Origin of the sequence: Streptomyces fodineus (genome assembly GCF_001735805.1) — a bacterium.
Lineage (GTDB): Bacteria > Actinomycetota > Actinomycetes > Streptomycetales > Streptomycetaceae > Streptomyces > Streptomyces fodineus.
The window spans coordinates 4383522-4406667 of sequence record NZ_CP017248.1 but is presented as its reverse complement, the minus strand read 5'-3'; the positions used below and the strand labels follow the sequence as shown (position 1 = coordinate 4406667).

General features: G+C 70.9%; 26 protein-coding genes. 17 read left to right on the top strand and 9 right to left on the bottom strand.

What is annotated here, in order from left to right:
- The 3 genes from resB to BFF78_RS18435 are packed head-to-tail and all read left to right on the top strand — an operon-like array spanning position 1 to position 3243.
- Positions 1–1737: a cytochrome c biogenesis protein ResB gene (gene resB, locus BFF78_RS18445; protein ID WP_069779372.1), complete on the top strand. Its 1737-nt coding sequence runs from the start codon at positions 1–3 to the stop codon at positions 1735–1737.
- Positions 1734–2816: a c-type cytochrome biogenesis protein CcsB gene (ccsB, locus tag BFF78_RS18440; RefSeq protein ID WP_069779371.1), complete on the top strand. Its 1083-nt coding sequence runs from the start codon at positions 1734–1736 to the stop codon at positions 2814–2816. Before resB ends, ccsB begins: the two co-directional genes overlap by 4 nt.
- A gap of 25 nt (positions 2817–2841) precedes the next feature.
- On the top strand, positions 2842–3243 hold the full coding sequence (locus tag BFF78_RS18435) for an SRPBCC family protein (RefSeq protein ID WP_069779370.1): 402 nt from the start codon (positions 2842–2844) through the stop codon (positions 3241–3243).
- Position 3244: 1 nt separating this feature from the next.
- On the opposite strand, the gene BFF78_RS18430 is transcribed toward BFF78_RS18435, so the two are convergent.
- The 4 genes from BFF78_RS18430 to BFF78_RS18415 all read right to left on the bottom strand — a co-directional run bounded on the left by BFF78_RS18430 (position 3245) and on the right by BFF78_RS18415 (position 6946).
- Positions 3245–4660 (bottom strand): condensation domain-containing protein, encoded by a 1416-nt coding sequence (locus tag BFF78_RS18430; protein ID WP_069779369.1) that lies wholly within the window; start codon positions 4658–4660, stop codon positions 3245–3247.
- A gap of 158 nt (positions 4661–4818) precedes the next feature.
- Positions 4819–5796, bottom strand: a complete 978-nt coding sequence (locus BFF78_RS18425; protein ID WP_069779368.1) for an isopenicillin N synthase family dioxygenase — start codon at positions 5794–5796, stop codon at positions 4819–4821.
- Positions 5777–6226 (bottom strand): nucleoside deaminase, encoded by a 450-nt coding sequence (locus BFF78_RS18420; protein WP_069779367.1) that lies wholly within the window; start codon positions 6224–6226, stop codon positions 5777–5779. The genes BFF78_RS18425 and BFF78_RS18420 overlap by 20 nt, the downstream gene beginning before the upstream one ends.
- Positions 6227–6346: 120 nt before the next feature.
- Positions 6347–6946: a TetR/AcrR family transcriptional regulator gene (locus tag BFF78_RS18415; RefSeq protein ID WP_069779366.1), complete on the bottom strand. Its 600-nt coding sequence runs from the start codon at positions 6944–6946 to the stop codon at positions 6347–6349.
- Between the two features lie 87 nt (positions 6947–7033).
- Here BFF78_RS18415 and BFF78_RS18410 point away from each other — a divergent pair, with 87 nt between their 5' ends.
- Positions 7034–7762: an LppU/SCO3897 family protein gene (locus BFF78_RS18410; protein WP_069779365.1), complete on the top strand. Its 729-nt coding sequence runs from the start codon at positions 7034–7036 to the stop codon at positions 7760–7762.
- 49 nt (positions 7763–7811) lie between these two features.
- Here BFF78_RS18410 and BFF78_RS18405 read toward each other — a convergent pair whose 3' ends face one another.
- A complete protein-coding gene (locus BFF78_RS18405) occupies positions 7812–8786 on the bottom strand; it encodes a quinone oxidoreductase family protein (protein WP_069779364.1) in 975 nt (324 codons plus the stop codon).
- 106 nt (positions 8787–8892) lie between these two features.
- Here BFF78_RS18405 and BFF78_RS18400 point away from each other — a divergent pair, with 106 nt between their 5' ends.
- Positions 8893–9216 (top strand): ArsR/SmtB family transcription factor, encoded by a 324-nt coding sequence (locus BFF78_RS18400; protein ID WP_069779363.1) that lies wholly within the window; start codon positions 8893–8895, stop codon positions 9214–9216.
- Between the two features lie 111 nt (positions 9217–9327).
- Complete coding sequence (locus tag BFF78_RS18395; RefSeq protein ID WP_069779362.1) at positions 9328–10284, top strand: DMT family transporter; 957 nt, start codon at positions 9328–9330, stop codon at positions 10282–10284.
- Here BFF78_RS18395 and BFF78_RS18390 read toward each other — a convergent pair.
- The gene (locus tag BFF78_RS18390; protein WP_069779361.1) at positions 10172–11062 is read right to left on the bottom strand and encodes a LysR family transcriptional regulator; all 891 of its coding nucleotides are present in this window, start codon (positions 11060–11062) and stop codon (positions 10172–10174) included. The two genes, BFF78_RS18395 and BFF78_RS18390, sit on opposite strands and share 113 nt — an antisense overlap.
- On the bottom strand, positions 11062–11349 hold the full coding sequence (locus tag BFF78_RS18385; protein WP_069779360.1) for a PLD nuclease N-terminal domain-containing protein: 288 nt from the start codon (positions 11347–11349) through the stop codon (positions 11062–11064). Before BFF78_RS18385 ends, BFF78_RS18390 begins: the two co-directional genes overlap by 1 nt.
- Positions 11350–11424: 75 nt before the next feature.
- On the opposite strand from BFF78_RS18385, the gene BFF78_RS18380 reads away from it, so the two are divergent.
- The 9 genes from BFF78_RS18380 to BFF78_RS18340 all read left to right on the top strand — a co-directional run bounded on the left by BFF78_RS18380 (position 11425) and on the right by BFF78_RS18340 (position 18476).
- Positions 11425–12876: a menaquinone biosynthesis decarboxylase gene (locus BFF78_RS18380; RefSeq protein WP_069779359.1), complete on the top strand. Its 1452-nt coding sequence runs from the start codon at positions 11425–11427 to the stop codon at positions 12874–12876.
- Complete coding sequence (gene mqnP, locus BFF78_RS18375; RefSeq protein WP_069779358.1) at positions 12873–13775, top strand: menaquinone biosynthesis prenyltransferase MqnP; 903 nt, start codon at positions 12873–12875, stop codon at positions 13773–13775. The genes BFF78_RS18380 and mqnP overlap by 4 nt, the downstream gene beginning before the upstream one ends.
- A gap of 52 nt (positions 13776–13827) precedes the next feature.
- A complete protein-coding gene (locus BFF78_RS18370; RefSeq protein WP_069779357.1) occupies positions 13828–14484 on the top strand; it encodes a UbiX family flavin prenyltransferase in 657 nt (218 codons plus the stop codon).
- Positions 14485–14537: 53 nt separating this feature from the next.
- Positions 14538–14993, top strand: coding sequence for an Lrp/AsnC family transcriptional regulator (locus tag BFF78_RS18365; protein ID WP_069779356.1), 456 nt, complete (start codon positions 14538–14540; stop codon positions 14991–14993).
- A 38-nt stretch (positions 14994–15031) separates the two neighbouring features.
- Positions 15032–16195 (top strand): aminofutalosine synthase MqnE, encoded by a 1164-nt coding sequence (mqnE, locus tag BFF78_RS18360; RefSeq protein ID WP_069779355.1) that lies wholly within the window; start codon positions 15032–15034, stop codon positions 16193–16195.
- 32 nt (positions 16196–16227) lie between these two features.
- Positions 16228–16890, top strand: coding sequence for a UdgX family uracil-DNA binding protein (locus tag BFF78_RS18355; RefSeq protein WP_069779354.1), 663 nt, complete (start codon positions 16228–16230; stop codon positions 16888–16890).
- Between the two features lie 16 nt (positions 16891–16906).
- Entirely contained in the window at positions 16907–17431 is a 525-nt protein-coding gene (locus tag BFF78_RS18350) for a GNAT family N-acetyltransferase (RefSeq protein ID WP_069779353.1), read from the top strand.
- 75 nt (positions 17432–17506) lie between these two features.
- A complete protein-coding gene (locus BFF78_RS18345) occupies positions 17507–17815 on the top strand; it encodes a DUF4229 domain-containing protein (RefSeq protein ID WP_069779352.1) in 309 nt (102 codons plus the stop codon).
- Between the two features lie 10 nt (positions 17816–17825).
- Positions 17826–18476 carry a TetR/AcrR family transcriptional regulator gene (locus BFF78_RS18340; RefSeq protein ID WP_069779351.1) on the top strand — a complete coding sequence of 217 codons (651 nt, stop codon included), beginning with the start codon at positions 17826–17828 and terminating at the stop codon, positions 18474–18476.
- 95 nt (positions 18477–18571) lie between these two features.
- On the opposite strand, the gene BFF78_RS18335 is transcribed toward BFF78_RS18340, so the two are convergent.
- Positions 18572–19384 carry a MaoC family dehydratase gene (locus BFF78_RS18335; protein WP_069779350.1) on the bottom strand — a complete coding sequence of 271 codons (813 nt, stop codon included), beginning with the start codon at positions 19382–19384 and terminating at the stop codon, positions 18572–18574.
- A gap of 228 nt (positions 19385–19612) precedes the next feature.
- Here BFF78_RS18335 and BFF78_RS18330 point away from each other — a divergent pair, with 228 nt between their 5' ends.
- Both BFF78_RS18330 and BFF78_RS18325 read left to right on the top strand, forming a co-directional pair.
- On the top strand, positions 19613–21556 hold the full coding sequence (locus tag BFF78_RS18330) for an AMP-dependent synthetase/ligase (RefSeq protein ID WP_069779349.1): 1944 nt from the start codon (positions 19613–19615) through the stop codon (positions 21554–21556).
- A 167-nt stretch (positions 21557–21723) separates the two neighbouring features.
- Positions 21724–22638, top strand: coding sequence for a LysR family transcriptional regulator (locus tag BFF78_RS18325; RefSeq protein WP_165289368.1), 915 nt, complete (start codon positions 21724–21726; stop codon positions 22636–22638).
- On the opposite strand, the gene BFF78_RS18320 is transcribed toward BFF78_RS18325, so the two are convergent.
- Positions 22556–23062, bottom strand: coding sequence for an ATP-binding protein (locus BFF78_RS18320; RefSeq protein WP_069783653.1), 507 nt, complete (start codon positions 23060–23062; stop codon positions 22556–22558). The two genes, BFF78_RS18325 and BFF78_RS18320, sit on opposite strands and share 83 nt — an antisense overlap.
- Positions 23063–23146: the final 84 nt, after the last annotated feature.

Below are 23146 nucleotides of genomic sequence, written 5' to 3'. Positions count from 1 at the left end.
ATGAGTACGACCGAAACCGACAAGGACCCGGGCCAGGAGGACCGCCAGGAGGATCGTCACGACGACCTCGGGGCGGCCGGCTCCCAGCTGTCCACCGCCCCGCAGGAGGAGCTCTCCGGGGTGCCCGGCCTCGGCGTCGTCGGCTGGGTTCGCTGGTTCTGGCGGCAGCTGACCTCCATGCGGGTCGCGCTGCTGCTGCTCCTGCTGCTCTCGCTCGGCGCGATCCCCGGCTCGCTCATCCCGCAGACCGGCGCCGACCTGAACAAGGTCGACGACTTCCGCAAGGCCCACCGGACGCTCGCGCCGATCTACGACAAGCTCGGCCTGTTCCACGTCTACAGCTCGGTGTGGTTCTCCGCCATCTACATCCTGCTGTTCGTCTCCCTCATCGGCTGCATCGTCCCGCGCACCTGGCAGTTCGTCGGCCAGCTGCGCGGCCGTCCGCCGGCCGCTCCCAAGCGGCTGACCCGGCTGCCCGCGTACACGACGTGGCGTACGACCGCCGACCCCGAGCAGGTCCGCGAGGCCGCGCTCGCCCTGCTCAAGAGGCGCCGTTTCCGCGCCCACCTCGCCGGTGACGCGGTCGCCGCCGAGAAGGGCTATGCGCGTGAACTGGGCAACCTGGCCTTCCACATCGCCCTGATCGTGCTGCTGATCGCCTTCGCCTCGGGCCAGCTGTACAAGTCGGACGGCACCAAGCTGGTCGTCGAGGGCGACGGGTTCGCCAACGCACTGTCGCAGTACGACGACTTCAAGTCCGGCACCATGTTCCAGAACGACGACCTGGTGCCGTTCAGCTTCGACCTGAAGGACTTCAAGGCGACCTACGAGGTCGACGGCCCCAACCGGGGCACCCCGCGCACCTTCGAGGCGAGGATCACCTACAGCAAGGGCGCGTACGGCAAGGAGCAGTCGACCACCGTCAAGGTCAACCAGCCGCTGAAGATCGACGACGCCAAGGTCTACCTCGTCAGCCACGGCTACGCCCCCGTCATCACCGTCCGCGACGGCAAGGGAAACGTCGTCTACCACGACGCCGTACCGCTGCTGCCGCTCGACGGCAACGTCACCTCCAACGGCGTGGTGAAGGTGTACGACGGCTACCGCGACCCGCAGGGCAAGAAGGACCAGCTCGGCTTCCAGGCCTTCTTCGTGCCGACGTTCAACCCCAAGAGCGGCACGATGCTCTCGCAGTTCCCGGCGCTGGTGAACCCGCTGCTCGCGGTGAACGCCTACCACGGCGACCTCGGCGGCGTGAACGCGGGCCTCTCGCAGAACGTGTACCAGCTGGACAAGACGCACATGAAGGCGTTCAAGGACAGCAAGGGCCAGCTGCTGAAGAAGCTGCTCCAGCCCGGCGACACGCTCACGCTGCCGAACGGCGCCGGGTCCCTCACCTTCGAGAAGGACATCAAGGAATGGGCCGGCTTCGAGATCGTCCAGGAGCCCGGCAGCGGCTGGGCGCTCGGCGGTGCCCTCACCGCGATCTTCGGCCTGGCCGCCTCGCTGTTCATCCAGCGGCGCCGGGTGTGGGTGCGTGCGGTGCGCGGCGCCGACGGGGTGACGGTCGTCGAGATGGCCGGGCTCGGGCGCAGCGAGTCCGCCAAGGTGCCCGAGGAACTGGGCGACCTCGCCGGAACCCTCTACGACCAGGCGCCGGGGGCACCCGACCCCGACGACGATCCCTCAGAATCCCCCGACTCCCACGTCGTACCTGCCGAAGGGGCTGAGAAGTGACTCTCGCCGCCGCAACCAACGAACACCTGGCGAGCATCAGCAACACGCTGATCTACTCGTCGATGGCCGTCTACACCCTGGCCTTCTTCGCGTACATCGCCGAATGGCTCTTCGGCAGCCGCAGCAAGGTGGCCCGTACGGCCGCCGCGCTGACGGCTCAGCCGGAGAGCTCCGCGAAGGGTCCCGCCGTCACCGTCAAGCAGGCCGGCGGTACGGCCGTGCTGGAGCGGCCCAAGGTCGTCGTGCGCTCGGCCTCCGGCGCCCGCGACGTGCCGGACGGGCCCGGTGCGCACGGCGGGGACGCGCAGGGCGACCTGTACGGGCGGATCGCCGTCTCGCTCACCGTGCTCGCCTTCCTGGTGGAGCTGGCCGGTGTCGTCGCCCGCGCGGCCTCCGTGCAGCGGGCGCCGTGGGGCAACATGTACGAGTTCAACATCACCTTCTCCACCGTCGCCGTCGGGGTGTACCTGGCGCTGCTGGCGCTGAAGAAGAACGTGCGCTGGCTCGGCCTGTTCCTGATCACCACGGTCCTGCTCGACCTGGGTCTCGCGGTCACCGTCCTCTACACGGCGAGCGACCAGCTGGTGCCGGCGCTGCACTCGTACTGGCTGTACATCCACGTCTCCACCGCGATCTTCTGCGGCGCGGTGTTCTACGTCGGCGCGGTCGCCACGATCCTGTACCTGTTCAAGGATTCGTACGAGACCAAGCTCGAGACCGGCGGCAAGCCGGGCGCCTTCGCCACCTCGGTCCTGGAGCGCCTGCCCGCCTCCGCCTCGCTGGACAAGTTCGCCTACCGGGTCAACGCGGCCGTCTTCCCGCTGTGGACGTTCACGATCATCGCGGGCGCGATCTGGGCGGGCGACGCCTGGGGCCGCTACTGGAACTGGGACCCGAAGGAGACCTGGTCCTTCATCACCTGGGTCGCCTACGCCTGCTACCTGCACGCCCGCGCCACGGCCGGCTGGAAGGGCCGCAAGGCCGCCTACCTGGCGATGATCGCCTTCGGCTGCTGGCTGTTCAACTACTACGGCGTCAACATCTTCGTCACCGGCAAGCACTCCTACGCGGGCGTGTGAGCCGAGGGTCGCCCACACTGGTGTCATGAGCGGTTCCATCGCGCAGGGCACCAGCCAGACCCACGGGAACACGCACATACTCCACTTCCTGGTGCGGCTCCCGAGGCCCATGGAAGACGTCTGGCCGGCGGTGGCCACTCGTGAGGGACTCACGCGGTGGTGCACCGCCGTCGACGTTCTCGAACCCCGGCTCGACGGCGCGGTCGTCCTCGGGGAGCTGGGCACCGGCCGGGTCACGGCCTGGGACGTGGACCGGGTCGCCGAGTACAGCGTCGAGGGCGGCGGGCGGGTCCGGTTCCATCTGGAGCGGCAGGGGGAAACGGAGAGCGTGCTGCGCTTCACCCGCGAGTTCCAGGGCGAGACCGACTCGGAGTCCGCCTGGCGGACCAGATTCGAACGCCTTATCGAACAGCTGGGGCGTTCCTAGGTCAGGACACCGCGGACAGGCTGCCGTGGGCCACCGAGGCGATCCGGTCGCGCAGCCGCTCGGCGTACAGCCGCAGGTTCTTCGCGGCCACGTCCGTGTCCGGGTAGCGGCTCGCCAGCCACAGCCCCTCGGGCAGCCGGTTCACCCACACGCACACCTGGTCGCCGTACGACACCCGGAGCAGCCCGTGCGCGCGCTGTGCGGCCCAGTGCTCCGCGCCCGGAATGGACCGGGTGTCGCAGTAGGAGACGATCGAGTACAGGTCCGGCGAGGTCGGCCGGAAGTCCGCGCCGAGCAGGCTCAGCACCCGGGCCAGCGGCATCCGGGCCAGCGACCGGGTCGCCTGCAGCTCGGCCCGCACCGCCCGCAGGGTGTCCGGGAAGCCCGCCGCGGGGCCCACCGGCACCTCGATCGGGGCGCCGCCCACGTACCAGCCCACCGACTCGCTCCAGCGCGACTTCACCCGGGTGTGGAACGGCACCACCGCCCGGTACACCGGCTGCCCGCCCAGCTCGTGCACGATCAGCCCGGTCGCCGCCAGCAGGCCGACCAGGGTGCCGCCGTACGGCCGGCAGTACGCCTCGAACGCCGCCGCCTCCTCCGCGTCCGCCAGCGGCTCGCACAGCATCCGCTGCCGCGGCAGCGGGCCGCCCGGCTCCAGGCCCAGGTCGACCGGGAAGTTCGGCAGCACGCCGTCGCAGCGCCGGATGAACTCGCGCCAGCGGCCGACGACCGCGTGCCGGCCGTCGATACCGTCCGCGTCGGCCCGCTCGATCTCGCAGAAGTCGACGTAACTGGCCGCCGGGGCAAGGGTGTCGGGCTCGGTGCCGGCCAGGCCCGCCAGGTACAGCTCGTGCACCTCGGCGGGGATCCGCTGCAGCGAGTAGGCGTCGACGTTGCTGTGGTCGAAGGCCATGTACACGCTGGCGCCGTCGTCCCGTACGACCGCCGTGTAGATCAGGTTCGGCCAGCGCAGCGCGTCCGCGACCGTGTCGAAACGGTCCTGGAGGTGGCGTACCAGCTCGTCCGCGTCGGGGAAGTCGCCCGCCTCCTGACGGTGCAGGGACACATCGGCGGGGTCGAGGGTGAACCGGCGCAGTGCGTTTCCCGACGGGCCCGCCCAGCGGAAGCCGCTACGCAGCGTCTCGTGACGTACCGTCCAGGCGCGCAGCGCACCCTGCAGCACATCGAGGTCGACCGGACCCGGCAGGTCGAAGGCGGCGCCGAGCCAGGTCGGCACGAACAGTCCGTCCTCCCGGACGCACCTGGCGGTCCTGATGTGCGACTCCTGAATGTAGGCGGGCGGCCGGGAGTCCTCCGGGAGTGCCGTCGCCGCCGCCACGGTCGCCGGGCTCAGGGTCCACTCGACGAGCCGTCCCGGCCGAACCTCGCAGCGCTGGATGTCAGTGATTCGCACGCGTCTCCCATCACAGAAAAGGGGCCCTGGTTGCGGGCCCCCTGCAAGGCAATGACGTGGGACGTGGCCGGGACATGCCCGTCGGGTTCATTTCAACGGAACGGGTGGCGGTCCGAACACGGAAGTGGACAACCCACGGTGACGCGCCGCGGCCGGATTCAGCCGACGGTGATCGAGTCGAGCTTCTCGCGCAGGTACACATGCGAGTCGACGGGCGGATACGCCACCCGGCCCACCGGCGCCGGTACGGACTCCACCCGGGTGCCGGGGGTGCACTCGCCGAAGTACACGAGCGAGATCAGCTCCTCGGCGGGCGTGTCGACCGGCGGCGGCAGCACCCGGTGCCGCCCGGACCGCCACCGGTCACCGGTCCAACGGGCCAGCAGATCACCGACGTTGATGGTGAAGGCGGCCGGATCGTACGGCGCGTCCTCCCATCCGCCGGCGTCGGTGTACACCTGGAGCCCGCCCTTGCCGGCCTGCCGGTCCAGGATGGTCACGGTCCCGAAGTCGGTGTGCGGCCCGATCCGGAACTGCCCCGGCAGCGGCTCGCCGACGACATCCGTGCCCGGATACCAGTTGATGTTGAAGCCGTACGTCGGATGGTCCATGTGCCGGGAGAAGAAGTCGGGTTCGAGTCCCAGGGCGTATCCCAGCAGCGACAGCAGCCGCTTCTCCAGCGTGGCCATGTGCGCCAGGTACGTCCCGCAGAGCGTCCGGAGCCCGGGCACCTCGGCGGGCCAGACATTGGGCGCGTACCACTCCGCGTTCACGACGGGATCCTCGAAGGGCTCGTCCGTCGCGAAGGTCAGCGACTCCTTCAGGTCGGGCGGCGTCCGGGTGCCCTCGGCGTACCCGTTGGCCTCGGCGCCGGGCCCGAGCCAGCCCCGGCCGCCGACCTTGGCCTCGTAGGCCCGCTTGACCTCCACGGGCAGCAGGAAGAACTCCCGCGCGGCCGCCCGGATCCCGGCCCGCAGCCCGGCCTCCACACCGTGCCCGGTGACCAGCAGGAACCCGGCGGACTGCAGTGCGGAATCGACGGTACGGGCGACGGCGGCGCGGTCCTCTTCGTCACCGCCGAGCCAGGGCCGCAGGTCGATGGTGGGAACGCGCGACTCACTCACCGATGTCCTCATTCCACAGCTCCGGGTTGTCCTTGACGAAGGCCCGCATCACCGCGACGCAGCCGGGATCCTCCAGGACCACGATCTCCACACCGTGCCCGGCGAGCCAGTCGTGCCCGCCGTGGAAGGTGGTGGCCTCGCCGATCACCACCCGCGAGATGCCGAACTGACGGACCAGGCCGCTGCAGTACCAGCACGGGGAGAGGGTGGTGACCATGGTCGTGCCCCGGTACGTGCGCTGCCGTCCAGCCGCGCGGAAGGCCGCCGTCTCCGCGTGCATCGAGGGGTCGCCGTCCTGGACCCGGCGGTTGCGGCCGCGGCCGAGGAGGGTGCCGTCGGGGGCGTAGAGCGCGGCGCCGATCGGGATCCCGCCCTCGGCGAGGCCGGCGCGGGCCTCGGCCACGGCGGTGGCGAGCCAGGCGCGGGCCTGTCGTTCGTCCATGGCTTTACTGTGCTGTGCGGCGAGGTGGGGGGCAACGTGGAGACGCGGGGCTGCATCGATCTGCGGCTCCACCCCATGAATCGATCTGCGGCTCCGCCACGTGGGCGCGACCAGCGGCGCTCATCCTTGCGCGGCCACCGACCGCCAGATCCGCTCCGGCAACAGCACCGCCGCCTGGTCGAGATCCACGTCGTCGATCCCGGACAGCCACCGCCGGGCAACCCCGGTCACCGGGCCGAGGACGAGGGACTCCAGCAGCGGCGCCGGGAGCGGAGCGAGGTCGCCGGCGGCCACGTACCGGCCCGCCCACTCGGCCAGCGGCGACAGGCGGGCCTCCTGGGCGTCCCGGAGCCGCTTGCCGTCGGCCATTGCCTGCCGGTCGGCATAGGAGGAGTGCAGGAGCAGCGCGGCGTCCCGGTGCTCCTGGACGAAGTTCAGGTAGGCCCGGACCAGGGCACGGATGCCGGTGTGGGCGGTTCGAGTGTGTTCCAGTGCCGTGACCAGCTCGCCGAGCAGCCGGCCGAGCCAGCGGGTGAGCAGGGCGTTCATCAGTCCGTCGACGCTGCCGAAGTGGTGGTACAGGCTGCCCAGGCTGACCCCGCTCGCCCGGGTGATCGCCGCGACCGTCAGCCCTTGCTCGCCCGACTCGGCGTACACCCGCAGTGCGGCGTCCAGGAGCTGTTCGACGGTGGCCTCGCCACGCTGCTGCTTGGGGCTCATTCTGAAGTACTTTTCTAGAAAGATATTTTAGTTCTGTGGGCTGTTGGCCCACACTGGTTGCCTCATCCTCACACCCAGGAGCGGCTGGTGTCGTCACCCGAGAACCCAGGATTCCGCGAGATCCCCGTCTCCCTCACCCCGCAGCAGGCCGCCTCCGGTGCGGTCCTGAGGCTGCCGGCGGCCACGGGCGTACCGCCGGTCCGCATACCGCCGGTCCGCGACGGCGACGTCGTACGGCTGCACACCGCCGACGGCGAGGTGCGCCTGCGGATCCGCGTCACGGCCTCGGCCGAGAAGAAGCAGGGTCTCGCCTGTCTGGGCGTGCTCGGTGTCATCGCCGCCGTCGTGTTACTTCTGGTGCTGATCAACCAGGGCGGCGGCGGCGATTCCTCCGACGACGCGGCCGGATCGTCGTCGTACTCACCGTCGTACCCGACCGCCACGCCGACCGGCGAGCCGTACACCAGCGACCCGTACAGCAGCGAGCCGTACACCAGCGACCCGTCGTACGGCACTGCCGATCCCTATGGCGGCTCCACCCCGGACCCGAGCCCCTACACCTCGGGCACCTGCCTCAACGGCACCCTCCCGGACTCCACCACCGCCCAGTCCGTCAGCGGTGTGGACGAGGTCTCCTGCTCCGCGTCCGACGCGCACTACAAGGTGATCGAGACCATCCCGCTGACCTCGGACATGAGCCGCTGCAAGGACAACCCGCGGACCCAGTACGCCTTCTCCTCGCGTTACACGATCAACGGGGCGACGGTGAATGAGTACGTCTACTGCCTGGTGGGCCTCGGTTCCTACGCACGCTGAAACAGGGGGAAGACTTGAACGGGGAACACCGCGGAGTCGAGCCGCTGGCTCAGTCGGCCACGCGCAGCAGCAGCTTCCCCGTGCTCGTCCGTCCGCCCATCAGCCGGTGTGCCTCCGCCGCGTCCGCGAGGGCGAACTCGGCCGTCACCGGAAGCGTCACCGTCCCGTCGACCGCCTTCGCGAACGCCTGCTCCGACAGCCGGCGCAGCGCGTCGGGCGCGGACCTGGTCAGGGTCAGGATGGAGAAGCCGGAGACCGAGACGCCGAGCGGGGACAGCTCCGCCTGGCCCACGCCCCACGGCTCGGCGCCGCTCGCGTTGCCGTAGGAGACCAGGCGTCCGAAGAGCGCCAGCGAGGCGAGGCCCGCGCGCAGGGTGTCGCCGCCGACGGGGTCCAGCACCAGGTCGACCCCGCGCCCGCCGGTCGCCTCGCGCACCGGCTCCTGGAAGGCGCCGACGAACACCTCGTCGTACCCGTGGCTCTTGGCGTGGGCGGCCTTCGCGGCCGAGGACACCACGCCGTACACCGCCGAGGCGCCCGCCGCCCGCGCCAGCTGTCCGACCGCCGTGCCGATCCCGCCCGCCGCGCTCTGCACGAGGACCGACTCGCCGGGCTGGAGCCGGCCGACGGTGTGGACGAGGGCGTACGCCGTGGGCAGGACCGCGGGCAGGGTCGCGGCGGTGCGCAGGTCCAGGCCCGAGGGGACCGGGAAGACGGTCGCCGCCTCGGCCACCAGCACCTGCGCGTACGCGCCGCCCTCGCTGAGCGCCACCACCTCCTGGCCGACGGCGAGGTCGGTGACCCCGGCGCCGAGCGCGCGGACCCGCCCGGAGACCTCCACGCCGGGGACGTACGGCAGCGCGGGCACCCGGTAGCCCTCCGCGCGGGCCTTCAGGTCGGCGAAGTTCACCCCGGCGTAGGCCACGTCGATGCTCACCTGCCCGGGCCCGGGTTCGGGCACCTCGGCCTCCACCACCCGCAGCACCTCGGGACCGCCGTACTCCTGGAACTCCACCGTGCGCATGCCACACCCCTGGCTCGACCCGACTGTTCAATCAAAAGCGAACACTCACGAGTGTATGGTTTTCATCGAACACTCGGCAAGGGACACCGCATGAGGGGAGCGTGCCGTGGCAGTCGGCAGTCACCGGGCCGCCCCGGAGCACACCCACCCCGACGAGGTGCCCCTCCTCACGGCGCTGGCCGCTCTCGCCGACCCCGTGCGCCTCACCCTGGTCAGGGAGCTGGCCCGCGCCGCCGACTGGACCCGCAGCTGCGGCAGCTTCGACGTGCCGGTCGGCAAGGCCGCCCTCAGCCACCACCTCGCGGTGCTGCGCGGGGCCGGGCTGGTGGAGCAGCGCGACGAGGGCCCCCGCCGGGTCAACCGGCTGCGCCGGGCCGAGTTCGACGCCCGCTTCCCGGGGCTGCTGGACCTGGTCCTCAAGGGCGACTGACCCGGCCGGGCCGCCCGCGACCTGCGCGCATCGGCGCCGCCGATCGGCCCATCGGCAACGCCCCGCACCGGCCCGTGGATCGATGTCCTGCCCGGTTCTAGCGTCATCGCCATGACCTCGGAACTCAAGGGCACGGCCCAGCTGACCACCGCCATGATGCTCTCCGGCACGCTCGGCGTCTTCGTCGTCGAGTCGGGGGCCTCACCCTTCGACGTCGTCTTCTTCCGCGTCCTGTTCGGCGCCCTCGCCCTCGGCGGCTACGTCGCCGCCCGCGGCTGGCTGCGCGACCACGGCTTCACCCGCCGCACCCTTGGACTCGCCGTGCTCGGCGGGGTGTTCATCGTCTTCAACTGGGTGCTGCTGTTCTCGTCGTACGAGAACACCTCCATCTCGGTCGCCACGGTCGTCTACCACACGCAGCCGTTCTACGTGGTGCTCCTCGGCGCCCTGCTGTTCCGCGAACGGCTCACCGCCGCGAAGGCCGGCTGGATCGCCGTGGCCTTCGCCGGGCTGGTCCTGGTGTCGGGCGTCACCCCCGGCGACTTCGCGCGCGGCGGGTCGTACGTGCTCGGCATCGGCCAGGCCCTCCTCGCCGCCCTGCTCTACGGCCTGTCCACCCTGGTCACCAAGCGGATCACCGGTGTACGCCCGCATCTGATCGCCCTCGTCCAGGTCCTGGTGGGCATCCCGCTGCTGCTCCCCTTCGCGGACTTCGGCGCGATGCGCGCAGTCGGCTGGGGCTGGGGCTGGCTCGCCGGACTCGGTCTGATCCACACCGGTGTGATGTACGTCCTGATGTACGCCGCGTACGCCAAGCTGCCGACCGCGAAGATCGCCGTACTGGCCTTCGTCTACCCGGCCGTGGCGATGCTGATGGACTGGCTGGTCTACGGCCACCACATCGGGCTCGTCCAGGCGCTGGGCGTGCCGCTGATCGTGACCGCGAGCCTCAGGGTCACCCTCGCCCGCCCTGTTCGGACACCAGCCGCCGCGCCTGCTCCAGGAACAGCCGGGCATGCGCCGGAAGCCGCTTCCCGGACCGCCACGCCAGTTGCGTCCGAAGCGTGAACGGCGGCTCCCAGGCGAGCCGTACGAGAGAGCCCTCCGCGAGTTCGGCGGCGACCGTCACCTCGGGCAGCAGCGAGATCCCGAGACCGGCCGCCGCCGCGCGCTTGGTGGCCTCGATCGTGCCGAACTCCATGAAGTCCGCCTCCCCGAGCGCTTTCAGCTCCCGCTCGAACAGGTCCCGGTAGGCACAGCCGGGCTCGGTGGCCAGCAGGGGTTGGGCCACGAGGTCGGCGGTGGCGACGGCCACCCCGGCGAGGGGGTGTCCGGGCGCCGCGACCAGCGCCAGCGGCTCGACCGCCAGCACAGCGGTCTCCAGCCCCGGATGCCCGGTCTCCTCCTCCATCAGGAACCCGACGTCGTACGTGCCCTGACGCAGCGCCTGCCGGGTCTCGTCGCCGATGGTGGTGCGCAGCGCGAGCCGTACCCCGGGGTGGCGGTGGTGGAAGTACTCCAGCAGCGGCGGCAGCCGGTAGGAGGTGAGCGACTCCATGGTCCCGACGGTGAGAGTGCCGGACGGCTCCTCCGGCTCGACGACGACCGACCGGGCCTCCTGCGCCAGCTCGATGATCTGCCGGGCGTACGGCAGCAGCCGCTCACCGGCGTCGGTGAGCCGGATCCGGCTGCCGAGCCGGTCGAACAGCTCGACGCCGAGGGAGGACTCCAGGGCACGGATCTGACCGGTCACGCTGGACTGCGCGTACGACAGCTCGGCCGCGGCCCGGGTGAAGCTCAGCACCGTGGCGACCTTCTCGAAGGTGACGAGCAGCCGGAGTTCCATCAGCCCTTCTCGGGGTCGTCCTTGCCCAGCGACTTGAGGAACTCGGGGTTGTCGTCGGGGGCGAGCCACTGCGCGGGCGTGGCGCCCTCCGCCGGGGCCGTGCGCCGCACCCGGCCGGTGATCAGCCAGGCGACCGGCCCCACCAGCACCTCGCCGAAGAGCAGGATGACGACCACCCACGCCGGCTTCGGCAGATGCCGCACCTCTTCCTCAGGGGTGTTCAGACAGTCCACGAAGGCGTAGATCCACAGGGCCAGCACCAACAGGAACGGCAGATACCTGAGCATGGCGTGCGATCCCCCGACGAGATGAGACGGCCCCGGTGACCGGGCCAGAGTAGCGGGTGGCAGATACTGGGACACATGGCTTACGACGATCTTCGCTCCCTGCTGCGGTCGCTGGAGCGCGAGGGCGACCTCAAGCGCATCAAGGCCGAGGTCGACCCCTTTCTGGAAGTGGGCGAGATCGTCGACCGGGTGCAGAAGTCCGGCGGCCCGGCGCTGCTCTTCGAGAACGTGAAGGGCTCGGCGATGCCCCTCGCCATGAACGTCTTCGGCACCGACCGCCGCCTGCTGAAGGCGCTGGGCCTGAAGTCGTACGGCGAGATCTCCGAGAAGATCGGCGGCCTGCTGCGGCCCGAGCTGCCGCACGGCTTCGTCGGTGTGCGCGAGGCCTTCGGCAAGCTCGGCGCGATGACCCACGTGCCGCCGAAAAAGGTCAAGGAGGCCCCCGCGCAGGAGGTCGTCCTGCACGGCGACGAGGTGGACCTCGACCGGCTCCCGGCCCTGTTCACCTGGCCCCGGGACGGCGGCTCCTTCTTCAACCTGGGGCTCACGCACACCAAGGACCCCGAGACCGGCATCCGCAACCTCGGGCTCTACCGCCTCCAGCGCCACGACCGGCGCACCATCGGCATGCACTGGCAGATCCACAAGGACAGCCGCAACCACTACCAGGTCGCGGCGAGGAGGGGCGAACGGCTGCCGGTCGCCATCGCCTTCGGCTGTCCCCCGGCCGTCACCTACGCCTCCACCGCCCCCCTCCCCGGTGACATCGACGAGTACCTGTTCGCCGGGTTCATCGCGGGCAAGCGGATCGAGATGGTCGACTGCAAGACGGTCCCGCTCCAGGTCCCGGCGAACGCCGAGGTCGTCCTGGAGGGCTGGCTGGAGCCGGGCGAGATGCTGCCCGAGGGCCCCTTCGGCGACCACACCGGTTTCTACACCCCGCAGGAACCCTTCCCAGCGCTGAAGATCGACTGCGTGACGATGCGGAAGCGCCCGCTGCTGCAGTCGATCGTGGTCGGGCGCCCGCCCACGGAGGACGGCCCGCTCGGCCGCGCCACGGAACGCTTCTTCCTGCCCCTCCTCAAGATCATCGTCCCGGACATCGTGGACTACCACCTGCCCGAGGCCGGCGGCTTCCACAACTGCGCGATCGTCTCGATCGACAAGAAGTACCCCAAGCACGCGCAGAAGGTGATGCACGCGGTCTGGGGCGCCCACATGATGTCCCTGACCAAGCTGATCGTGGTCGTGGACGCCGACTGCGATGTGCACGATCTGCACGAGGTCGCCTGGCGGGCCCTCGGCAACACCGACTACGCCCGTGACCTCACCGTCGTCGAAGGCCCCGTCGACCATCTCGACCACGCCTCCTACCAGCAGTTCTGGGGCGGCAAGGCGGGGATCGACGCCACCAGGAAGTGGCCGGAGGAGGGCTACACGAGGGACGGAGGCTGGCCGGAGATGGTCCTCTCCGACCCCGATACGGCGGCCCTGGTGGACCGCCGCTGGAAGGAGTACGGCCTGTGAGCAGCGCCTCTGCCGCGATCCCTCAGCCGGGACGCACGAAGGCCTTCCTGCGCCTGGTGATGATCGAGCACTCGGTCTTCGCCCTGCCCTTCGCCTACATCGCCTCCCTCACGGCGATGTACGAGTGGGACAGGATCATCCACTGGGGCCGGCTGCTGCTGGTCACCGTGTGCATGGTCGGCCTGCGCACGTTCGCGATGGCGGTCAACCGGATCATCGACCGCGAGATCGACGCCCGTAACCCCCGTACGGCCCACCGCGAACTCGTCACCGGTGCGATGTCGGTCCGCCACGCCTGGACCGGCGCCCTGATCGCCCTGGTGATCTTCCTGGGCGCGGCGGCCCTGCTGAACCCCCTGTGCCTGGCGCTGGCCCCGGTGGCGGTGATCCCGATGGTGATCTACCCCTACGGCAAGCGCTTCACGAACTTCCCGCAGGCCATCCTCGGCCTCGCCCAGTCCATGGGCCCGATCGGCGGCTGGCTCGCCATCTCCGGTTCCTGGAACTGGGAGGCGGTGATCCTCGGCCTGGCCGTCGGCGTCTGGATCGGCGGCTTCGACCTGATCTACGCCTGCCAGGACGTCGAGACCGACCGCGAGATCGGCGTCCTGTCGGTCCCGGCCCGCTTCGGCATCCCGGCGGCGATCTGGGGCGCGCGGGCCTGCCACACGATCACGACGGCGCTGTTCGTCTGGTACGCCGTCGTCACCGGCGCGGGTGTTTTCTTCTGGTTCGGCCTGCTGGTCGTCGCGGGCGCGTTCCTCTACGAGCACTCGATCGTCCGCCCCCATGACCTGTCCCGCCTGAACAGGGCCTTCTTCAGCGTCAACGGTTTCATCGGCATCGCCCTGTTCGTGTGCGCGCTGCTCGACCTGCTGGTGCGGGGGCTGACCGTCTGACGGTTCGGTCCGCCGGTACGCTCAAAGTGTGAACGCAGGAGAATCGCAGCGCGTGCCTTGGATCGTGGGGGTGTCCGGTGCGTCCGGGACGCCGTATGCGGCGGCTGTGCTGCGGGCGTTGCTGGAGGCGGGGGAGGCGGTCGACCTGGTGGTCAGCCGGGCCTCGCGGCTGACCCTGCTGGACGAGACGGGTATCTCGTTCCGCGACGCCCACTGGCGGGACGACCTGCGGGAATGGCTGGCCCGGGGCGCCGACGGCAAGCCCGGGACCTTCGACGTGGACCTCGGCGCGATGCGGTACTGGAGCGCGGGCGACCTCGCGGCCGGGCCGTCCTCGGGGTCGTACCCGGCGAAGGGGATGATCATCGTGCCGGCCTCCACCGCCTGTGTGGCCGGAGTCGCCCTCGGGCTGTCCAAGGACCTGTTGCAGCGAGCGGCGAGCGTCACCCTCAAGGAGCGCCGGACGCTGGTGGTGGCCGTACGGGAGACCCCCTTGAACGGCCAGACCCTGCGGCACCTCGTCACGCTGGACGACGCCGGCGCCGCCGTCGTACCGGTCTCGCCCGGCTTCTACGCGGGCGCCACCCACATTCAGGACCTGGTGGACTTCGTCGCCGGGCGGGTGCTGGACGCGGCCGGCGTCGAGCACGGCCTGTACCGGCGCTGGAAGGGCGAGCTGGGCGGCGGCTCACCAGGCAACCAGCAGTAGCTCTCATCACGCTCTCATCACTTCAGGAACTTTCACCGGAAGGCTTCGATCGCATGGACGCGGTGGACAGGCAGCTCATCCAGGCCCTGAGGGAGAACGGCCGGGCCTCGTACGCGGAGCTGGGGCGTCTCGTCGGCCTGTCGGGCCCCAGCGTCACCGACCGCATCAACCGTCTGGAGGCGGCCGGTGTCATCACCGGTTACCGCGCCACGGTGGACTCGGCCTCCCTCGGCCTCGGCGTCACCGCGCTGATCGGCATCTCGCTCTCCGACGCCGCCGACCACGAGGACGTGGCCCAGCGGCTGCGGGACCTGCCGGAGATCGAGGACTGCTGGTTCATCGCCGGCGACGACTCCTACATGCTCAAGGTGCGCGCCACGGACGTGGACGGCCTGGAGCGGATCATCCGGCGGCTCAGCGGCACCAAGGGCGTCTCCCGGACCCGTACCACCATCGTGCTGTCCACGAAGTGGGAGAACCGGGTCGGGGAGCTGCCCGAAGAGGTGTAGGGATACGGTTGGCCGTGCTGTCGGAGAAAGGTGTTGGCATGGACGTCGGGCTCAAGCGCGAGCTGGAGGAGAAGGTCCGCTCCGGTGAGCGGCTGACCCGCGAGGACGGCATCGCGCTGTACGAGTCGGACGACCTGGCGTGGCTCGGCGGCCTCGCCCACGAGGTGCGCACCCGCAAGAACGGCGACGTGGTGCACTTCAACGTCAACCGGCACCTGAACATGACCAACGTGTGCACGGCCTCCTGCGCCTACTGCTCCTTCCAGCGCAAGCCGGGGGAGAAGGACGCGTACACGATGCGCATCGAGGAGGCGGTGAAGCTCGCCAAGGCGATGGAGTCGGAGAGCCTCACCGAGCTCCACATCGTCAACGGCCTGCACCCGAACCTGCCGTGGCGGTACTACCCCCGGTCCCTGCGCGAGCTCAAGGCCGCCCTGCCGGATGTCTCCCTGAAGGCGTTCACGGCGACGGAGATCCACCACTTCGAGACGATCAGCGGCCTGTCGGCCTCGGAGATCCTGGACGAGCTGATCGACGCGGGCCTGGAGTCGCTCACCGGCGGCGGCGCGGAGATCTTCGACTGGGAGGTCCGGCAGCACATCGTGGACCACCGGACCCACTGGGAGGACTGGTCCCGCATCCACCGCCTGGCGCACGAGAAGGGCCTGAAGACCCCGTGCACCATGCTCTACGGCCACATCGAGGAGCCGAGGCACCGGGTCGACCACGTCCTGCGGCTGCGCGAACTGCAGGACGAGACGAACGGCTTCCAGGTCTTCATCCCGCTGCGCTACCAGCACGACTTCGTGGACATGAAGGACGGCAAGGTCCGTAACCGCCTTCAGGCCCGCACCCGGATGGCGACCGGCGCCGAGGCGCTGAAGACCTTCGCGGTGTCGAGGCTGTTGTTCGACAACGTCCCGCACGTGAAGGTCTTCTGGGTGATGCACGGCGTGCAGACCGCCCAGCTGGCCCTCCAGCACGGCGCGGACGACATGGACGGCTCGGTCGTCGAGTACAAGATCACCCACGACGCGGACAACTACGGCACGCCGAACAAGCTGACCCGCGAGGACCTGCTGGAGCTGATCCGCGACGCCGGCTTCCGCCCGGTGGAGCGGAACACGCGGTACGAGATCATCCGCGAGTACGACGGCCCCGACCCGGCACGCCGGGAGTCGCCGCAGCCGATGCGGGTGTGAACAGGGCGCGCTGAGGGGGGTACCCGGGGGCGGTGAGTTCCCGTACGACCGCCCCCGAAGACGCCTACACGGCGGAGCCCTTCGTCCCGGAGGGCGCCAGTCTCACCGCCCTGCGCAAGGCCGCGGCCGACTGCCGGGGGTGCCCCCTGCACCGGGACGCCACGCAGACGGTGTTCGGCGCGGGCAACGCGCACGCCCGCGTCATGCTCGTCGGCGAACAACCCGGTGACCAGGAGGACCGGCAGGGCAAGCCGTTCGTCGGCCCCGCCGGAAGACTGCTCGACCGCGCCCTGGCGGAAGCCGGCATAGACCCGGCGGACGCGTACGTCACCAACGCGGTCAAGCACTTCAAGTTCACCCGGACCGAGCCCCGCAAGCGCCGCATCCACAAGGCGCCGAGCCTGCGGGAGATGACCGCCTGCGGCCCCTGGCTCGCGGCGGAGCTGGCGCTGGTCGAGCCCGAGCTGATCGTGGTGCTGGGCGCGACCGCCGGGAAGGCGCTGCTGGGGTCGTCGTTCCGGGTGGGGGAGGTGCGCGGGACCGTACTGGAGGAGGAGATCCACGGGCGGCCGGAGCGGCTGGTGCCGACCGTGCACCCCTCGTCGGTGCTGCGGGCGCAGGACGACGAGGACAGGAAGGCCGCGTACCAGGGCCTCGTCGCCGATCTGAAAGTGGCTGCGCGCGCCCTCGGGTAATAGATACAGTGGCCCGATGCCACTTACTTTCACCCTGGACCCCGCCATTACGCCGGCCCTGCGCGACGGCATCCTCGACCTGTGGACGGACGTCTCCGACGCGGGCGGCGCCGTGGGCTTCGTACCGCCGGTGAGCCGGGAGGACGTCCGGCCGGAGCTGGTGAAGCACTTCGTGGGCATGGCCGAGGGGCGGCACCGGCTGCTCGTCGGCTGCGACGAGACGGGCGAGCCGGCCGCGACCGCGTTCTTCGCCTTCAACACGCACCGGCTCCAGACGCACTGGGTGTGGCTGTACACGGTGATGGTCCACCCCCGGCACCAGGGCAAGGGGTACGGCCGTGACCTGCTGGCGGCCGCCGCGGACGCGGCCCGCACCTTCGACGGCATCGACGCGATACGGCTGACCTGCCGGGGCGGCCTCGGCCTGGAGCGGTTCTACGGCTCCTGTGGCTACAAGGAGGTCGGCCGCGTACCCGGCGCCATCCGGGTGGCTCCCGGCGACGACCGCGACGACATCATCATGCTGCTCCCCCTGCACTGACCCCGCCGCAAGATCCCCTCCCGTCCGTGCTTCACTGGACGATGACCCCTTTTGGAATCGGACGACTGGATTGAGATGATCCGCTACACGCTGATGCGCCTCGGCGTCTTCGCCGGCTGCCTCGTGGTCGTCTGGGGAGCCGTCTACTTCGGCCTCTTCCCGCGCGGCTTCGGCAACTCCAACGGCCTGTGGGTCCTGCTGCTGGCCCTGGTGCTGTCGGCGCCCATCAGCTGGGTCGTGCTGCGCAAGGAGCGGGACCGGGCCTCGGTGCAGATCGTGACCAAGGTCGACCGGATGAAGGCCAACCTGGACGCCAACCGCAGCCAGGAGGACGTCGCCGACGACACCGCGAGGGCGCAGGGCGAGGCAGCCGCCTCCAACTAGTCTTGCTCCCATGGGTGGGGCGAGGACCAAACGGATGCCGAGGGCGGTACGCGAGCAGCAGATGCTCGACGCCGCCGTACGGATCTTCGGCCAGCGCGGCTACATGGCCGCGTCGATGGACGAGATAGCCGAACTCGCGGGCGTCTCCAAGCCGTTGGTCTACCTGTACCTGAACTCCAAGGAAGACCTCTTCACCGCCTGCATCCGGCGCGAGGCCACCGCCCTGGCGGAGGCCGTCCGTGCCGGGGTCCGTACGGACCTGCCCGCCGACCGCCGCCTCTGGGACGGCCTCCAGGCCTTCTTCGCGCACACCGCCGAGCACCCCGACGCCTGGTCCGTGCTCCACCTCCAGGCCCGCACCCACGGGGAGCTGTTCGCGGCCGAGACCGCCGCGATGCGCAAGGAGCTCGTCGCGTTCGTGACCCGCCTGGTCGCGATCGCGGCCCGCGAGGCCCACCGCGATCCCGACCTGCCGGAACACGAGGTCGCCGGCCTCGCCGAGGCCCTGGTGGGCGCGGCGGAGTCCCTGGCGACGTGGGCCAACAGCACAGAGGGCGTCACCGCCCGGCAGGCGGCGACCACCCTGATGAACTTCGCGTGGGCGGGTTTGGGGAACCTGATGAGCGGCCACCCTTGGACTCCGCCGGCTGGAGATGCCTAGGGGTGCGGGGCTGCATCGATATGCGGCTCCGCCGCGTGGGCGCGACCAGCCACGAACCACCCGCACCCGGCGACGGTGAAGCACCTCGACGGCGCCTAGCTCACCTTCCCTACCAGGTGCAGTCGGCCCCCATCGCCCCGCAGCTCGAACCGACCGGACCCATCAGCCCCGTACGTCACCGTCCCCGGCAACAACACCGGCGCCAGAAACCGCGCCCGCACCACGGCGGAGCCGCCCGCGGAGCCGCCCGCGGCGAGGCAGCGGGCCACCGTCCACATGCCGTGCGCGATGGCCCGCGGAAAACCGAAGAGGCGGGCGGTGAGGGGGTACAGATGGATGGGGTTGCGGTCGCCCGAGACGGCGCCGTAGCGCCGGCCGATGTCCTCGGCGAGCCGCCACTCGGCGACGACGGGCAGCGGGTCCGGGCGCTCGTCCCGCCGCGCGCCGGGCCCGTCGGTCCGGTGCCGCGCGAGGTAGGTGCTCCGCGACTCCCATACGACGTCCCCGCCGGCCCGCATCCCGGTGACCACCGTGGCTTCGGTGCCGCGCCGGTGCGGGGCCAATCCCTCGACGTGCACGGCGAGTTCGTACTCCCCGGCCGCCGGGAGGGAGGTGTGCCGGGTGATCTCGATCGACGTGTGGACGAGACCCGGCAGGGGCAGCGGAAAGGCCCGGTCGCTCATCAGCCGCATGGCCGGCGGGAAGCCGAGGACGTGCGGATAGGTGACGGGGAGGTCGCTGTCGCCGGTCGGGAAGCCGCAGACGCGCTCGTACGCGGCCAGCCGCTCCTGATCGACCCGCAGACCGGGCAGCACCAGACGCCCGCGCGGGAAGTCCGCCTCCGGAGACGGCCGTTTGAACGGCGAGCGCAGCACGCCGGCCGCAAGATGCACCAACTCGCCCGCCATATCCAGCCCCCTTGCTTACTCCAGAGTAAGGTTACCGCCGGTAAGTCTACGGCACCAGCAAAAGTGAGCCCCCGTCACCTAACCCGCGAGGCTGCACACCCCCAGCCCCGAACCACCCCCGAACCCGCACAACCTCCGCACGACGGACCCGTACGATCACCTGCCTAACTTGCGGTAACCCCTCCCTGCCGAGGCGCCGCAGGTACTCGCACGCCAGAGGAGCCGCCCGTGTCCACCCCCTTCCCGAACGCCCCCGCCTCCTCCGACGCCCCGGTCTCCGCCATCGACTACGACGGCCGCCCGGTCCTCGTGGAGCCCTGGGTCCAGCGGCTGGACGGTGTCGTACGGGAGGTGTCCGTACCCCCGTTCGCGCCCCCGGTGAAGCACGGCTCCCTCGCCGACCTGCCGTTCGACAACGCCGCGGCCGCCCCGGCCCAGACCGTGCTCAGCCGCAGGCTCCCCGACGGCGACTGGACGGACGTGACCGCCGCGCACTTCGCCGAGCAGGTCCTCGCCGTGGCCAAGGGACTGATCGCCGAGGGTCTGGTACCGGGCGACCGCGTCGCCGTCATGGCCCGTACGACGTACGAGTGGACGCTGCTCGACTTCGCCGCCTGGGCCGCCGGCCTGGTCACCGTGCCGGTCTACCCGACCTCCTCGGTCTTCCAGACCCGCTGGATCCTGCACGACTCCGGCGCGGTCGCCCTGATCACCGAGACCGTCGCCCAGGCCTCCGCCATCGGCCCGGAACTCCAGCATCTGCCCGACCTGCGCCACCTGTGGGTGATGGACGAGGACCACGTGAGCAGGCTCGCCGAGGCGGGCGCGCTGGTGCCGGACGGCGAAGTCGCCGTACGACGCGGCATGCTGGGCCCCGACACCCTCGCCACCCTCATCTACACCTCCGGCACCACCGGCCGCCCCAAGGGCTGCGCCCTCTCGCACGGCAACTTCCTCGCCGAGGTCGACAACGCCACCGAACTGCTCTATCCGGTCTTCAAGGCCCAGGACGAGGAGCCCTCGGTCCTGCTCTTCCTGCCGATGTCCCACGTCTTCGGGCGGATGGTGGCCATCGCCTGCGTCCGCGCCCGGGTCCGCCTCGGCCACGCACCCAGCCTGGCCGCGGACGACCTCCTCCCGGACCTCGCCGCCTTCAAACCGACCTGTCTGCTGACCATCCCCTACATGCTGGAGAAGGTCTACAACTCGGCCCGCGCGAACGCCGAATCGGGCGGCCGGGCCGCGGCCTTCGACCGGGCGGCGGCCGTGGCCCGGCGCTACGGCGAGGCGCTGGAGGCCCGCCAGACCGGCACCGGCAGCGGCCCGAGCCGCTCCCTGAAGACGGCCCGCACCTTCTACGACCCCCTCGTCTACCGCAAGATCCGTGCCGCCATGGGCGGTCGCGTCCGCCACGCCATCTGCGGCGGCTCCCCGCTCGGCCGGCGCCTCGCCGCGTTCTACGCGGGCGCGGGCATCGAGATCTTCGAGGGCTACGGCCTGACCGAGACCACCGGCGCCACGACCGTCACCCCACCCCTCAAACCCCGCCTGGGCACGGTCGGCTGGCCGCTGCCCGGCACCCGCGTCCGCATCGCCGCCGACGGCGAGATCCTGGTCGCCGGCGATCACGTCCTGCGCGGCTACTGGGACCCGCAGGCCGGCGGAGTCGTCCCCGCGACCCGGGACGGCTGGCTGGCCACCGGCGACATCGGCGAGCTGGACGACGAGGGCTACCTCACCATCACCGGCCGCAAGAAGGAGCTGCTGATCACGGCGGGCGGCAAGTCGGTGGCCCCGGCCCCGCTGGAGAACTGGCTGCGCCAGCACCCGCTGATCTCCCAGGTCATGCTGGTCGGCGACGCCCGCCCGTACGTCGCCGCCCTCATCACCCTCGACCCCGACGGCGTCAGCCACTGGCGGCAGATGATCGGCAAGCACCCGGTGCCGCCGGAACTCCTGGTGGGCGACCCTGAGTTGGAGGCCGTCCTGCAACGCGCGATCGACGAGGCCAACAAGCTGGTGTCCCGCCCCGAGTCCATCCGGAAGTTCGCCGTACTGCCGACGGACTTCACCGAGGAGGCGGGCCATCTGACCCCCTCGATGAAACTCCGCCGCGACCAGATCGCGACCGACTTCGCGACCGAGCTGGAGGCCCTGTACGCAGGACGCTGATGGTCGGCACCCGCTCCGCGCTGATCCCGCGTCGTCCGGACTCGGCGAGGCGGGGAGCGGGTTGCCGCCTGGGTCGGTTCGCGGCCCGGCACCGATCCTCGTACGCCACCTGACGCCCAGTCAATCCTTGGGTCTGCTTATCAAACCCAAGTGCTAGCTTGGGTGTTGTGACCCTGGAAGACCTTCGCGTGTTCGTGGCCGTGTGCCGGGCGGGCAGTCTCAGCTCCGTCGCCCGGGACCTCGGCTGCACCCAGTCCGCCGTCAGCCAGCACGTCAAACGGCTGGAGCGGGAGACAGGGGCCGCGCTGCTGGAACGGCTGCCGCGCGGCGTCGTCCCCACGCAGGCGGGCCGGATCCTGGAAGCGGCGGCGGCCGAGGGCATATCCGGCCTCGACCTCGCGATACGGCAGCTGCGCGACCTCATCGACGGCCACAGCGGGTACGTCCGCGTCGCCACCGGTGCCACCACCGTCCGGCACTTCATGTCCGACGCGGTGGTCACCTTCCGCCGCCGCCACCCGAAGGTCAACCTGGAGTTCCGCACCGTCAGTTCGGGACGCGGCACCTTCGACGCGCTGGCCGACGGCGCCCTCGACCTGGCCTGGATCACGGTCGGCTCCCCGGTGCGCGGCATCGAGCAGCGGACCGTCGCGGAACTGCCCTGGGTGCTCGCCGTCCCCGCCGACGACCCGCTCGCCGGACGTCCGGAGCTCGACCCCGCCGAACTGCGGGACGTCCGGCTCATCCGGCTGCCCCCGAACTCCACGTCCGCTGCCCACCTCGACGCGGCGTGTCATGAGTGGGGCGTCCGCTTCACCTACGACACGAGCGTCGCCGACTGGGACACGGCACTGCAGCTGGCCGAGCTGGGGGTGGGCCGGGCGGTCGTACCAGCCGTACCGGGGCTCCCGGTGCCGGGGGTGGGCGACCTGCGGCTCGTCCCGCTACCGGGGCTGCGCCCCCTGCCCGTCGGCTGGGCCGTCCGCCGCTGGGACGCCCTCAGCCCTCCGGCGCGGGCGTTCGCGGACACGGTCGCGGAGTTCCGGGCCGCGGGCGCTGCCGCGAGCGCTGCCGCGGGCTGAGCGAGAGTTCGGCCCACACCGTCTTGCCGACGGTGCGCTCGGCCACGCCCCAGCGCGTCGACAGCACCAGTACGACGACGAGCCCGCGCCCGTGCTCGTCCGCCGGCCCGCCGTCCAGGAACCGCAGCTTCCGGTCCGCGCGGGCGTCACTCACCTCGATACGCACGGTGCCCTTCTCCGGCAGGAGCCGCAGCCGCAGCTCGAAGTCCCGCCCGGGTACGCGCCCGTGCGTGACGGCGTTCGCGGCCAGCTCGGCGACGAGGAGTTGCGCGGTGCAGTTCTGGTCACTGTCGTGGGGGTATCCCCAGGTGGTGAGCTGGTGGGAGGTGAGACGACGGGCGAGACGGGCGCCGAGGGGGGTGGCGCTGAGGCGTTGGACGAGTTCGGTGGCCTCGGTTGTGGGGGTGGAGATTTCCAGATTCACGTCACCGAGAGTGGTCACTTCTCCCTACTCTGACCAGGGGAGTCCCGGCGACTGTGGGTAGTCGTACGGGTGCGGTACGTCTGG

Excerpts from the sequence above, each read along its gene's own strand:
- resB (WP_069779372.1), top strand. The coding sequence starts at position 1 with ATGAGTACGACCGAAACCGACAAGGACCCGGGCCAGGAGGACCGCCAG.
- BFF78_RS18435 (WP_069779370.1), top strand. The coding sequence starts at position 2,842 with ATGAGCGGTTCCATCGCGCAGGGCACCAGCCAGACCCACGGGAACACG.
- BFF78_RS18425 (WP_069779368.1), bottom strand. The coding sequence starts at position 5,796 with ATGAGGACATCGGTGAGTGAGTCGCGCGTTCCCACCATCGACCTGCGG.
- BFF78_RS18420 (WP_069779367.1), bottom strand. The coding sequence starts at position 6,226 with ATGGACGAACGACAGGCCCGCGCCTGGCTCGCCACCGCCGTGGCCGAG.
- BFF78_RS18415 (WP_069779366.1), bottom strand. The coding sequence starts at position 6,946 with ATGAGCCCCAAGCAGCAGCGTGGCGAGGCCACCGTCGAACAGCTCCTG.
- BFF78_RS18405 (WP_069779364.1), bottom strand. The coding sequence starts at position 8,786 with ATGCGCACGGTGGAGTTCCAGGAGTACGGCGGTCCCGAGGTGCTGCGG.
- BFF78_RS18395 (WP_069779362.1), top strand. The coding sequence starts at position 9,328 with ATGACCTCGGAACTCAAGGGCACGGCCCAGCTGACCACCGCCATGATG.
- BFF78_RS18390 (WP_069779361.1), bottom strand. The coding sequence starts at position 11,062 with ATGGAACTCCGGCTGCTCGTCACCTTCGAGAAGGTCGCCACGGTGCTG.
- BFF78_RS18385 (WP_069779360.1), bottom strand. The coding sequence starts at position 11,349 with ATGCTCAGGTATCTGCCGTTCCTGTTGGTGCTGGCCCTGTGGATCTAC.
- BFF78_RS18380 (WP_069779359.1), top strand. The coding sequence starts at position 11,425 with ATGGCTTACGACGATCTTCGCTCCCTGCTGCGGTCGCTGGAGCGCGAG.
- BFF78_RS18365 (WP_069779356.1), top strand. The coding sequence starts at position 14,538 with ATGGACGCGGTGGACAGGCAGCTCATCCAGGCCCTGAGGGAGAACGGC.
- mqnE (WP_069779355.1), top strand. The coding sequence starts at position 15,032 with ATGGACGTCGGGCTCAAGCGCGAGCTGGAGGAGAAGGTCCGCTCCGGT.
- BFF78_RS18350 (WP_069779353.1), top strand. The coding sequence starts at position 16,907 with ATGCCACTTACTTTCACCCTGGACCCCGCCATTACGCCGGCCCTGCGC.
- BFF78_RS18345 (WP_069779352.1), top strand. The coding sequence starts at position 17,507 with ATGATCCGCTACACGCTGATGCGCCTCGGCGTCTTCGCCGGCTGCCTC.
- BFF78_RS18340 (WP_069779351.1), top strand. The coding sequence starts at position 17,826 with ATGGGTGGGGCGAGGACCAAACGGATGCCGAGGGCGGTACGCGAGCAG.
- BFF78_RS18335 (WP_069779350.1), bottom strand. The coding sequence starts at position 19,384 with ATGGCGGGCGAGTTGGTGCATCTTGCGGCCGGCGTGCTGCGCTCGCCG.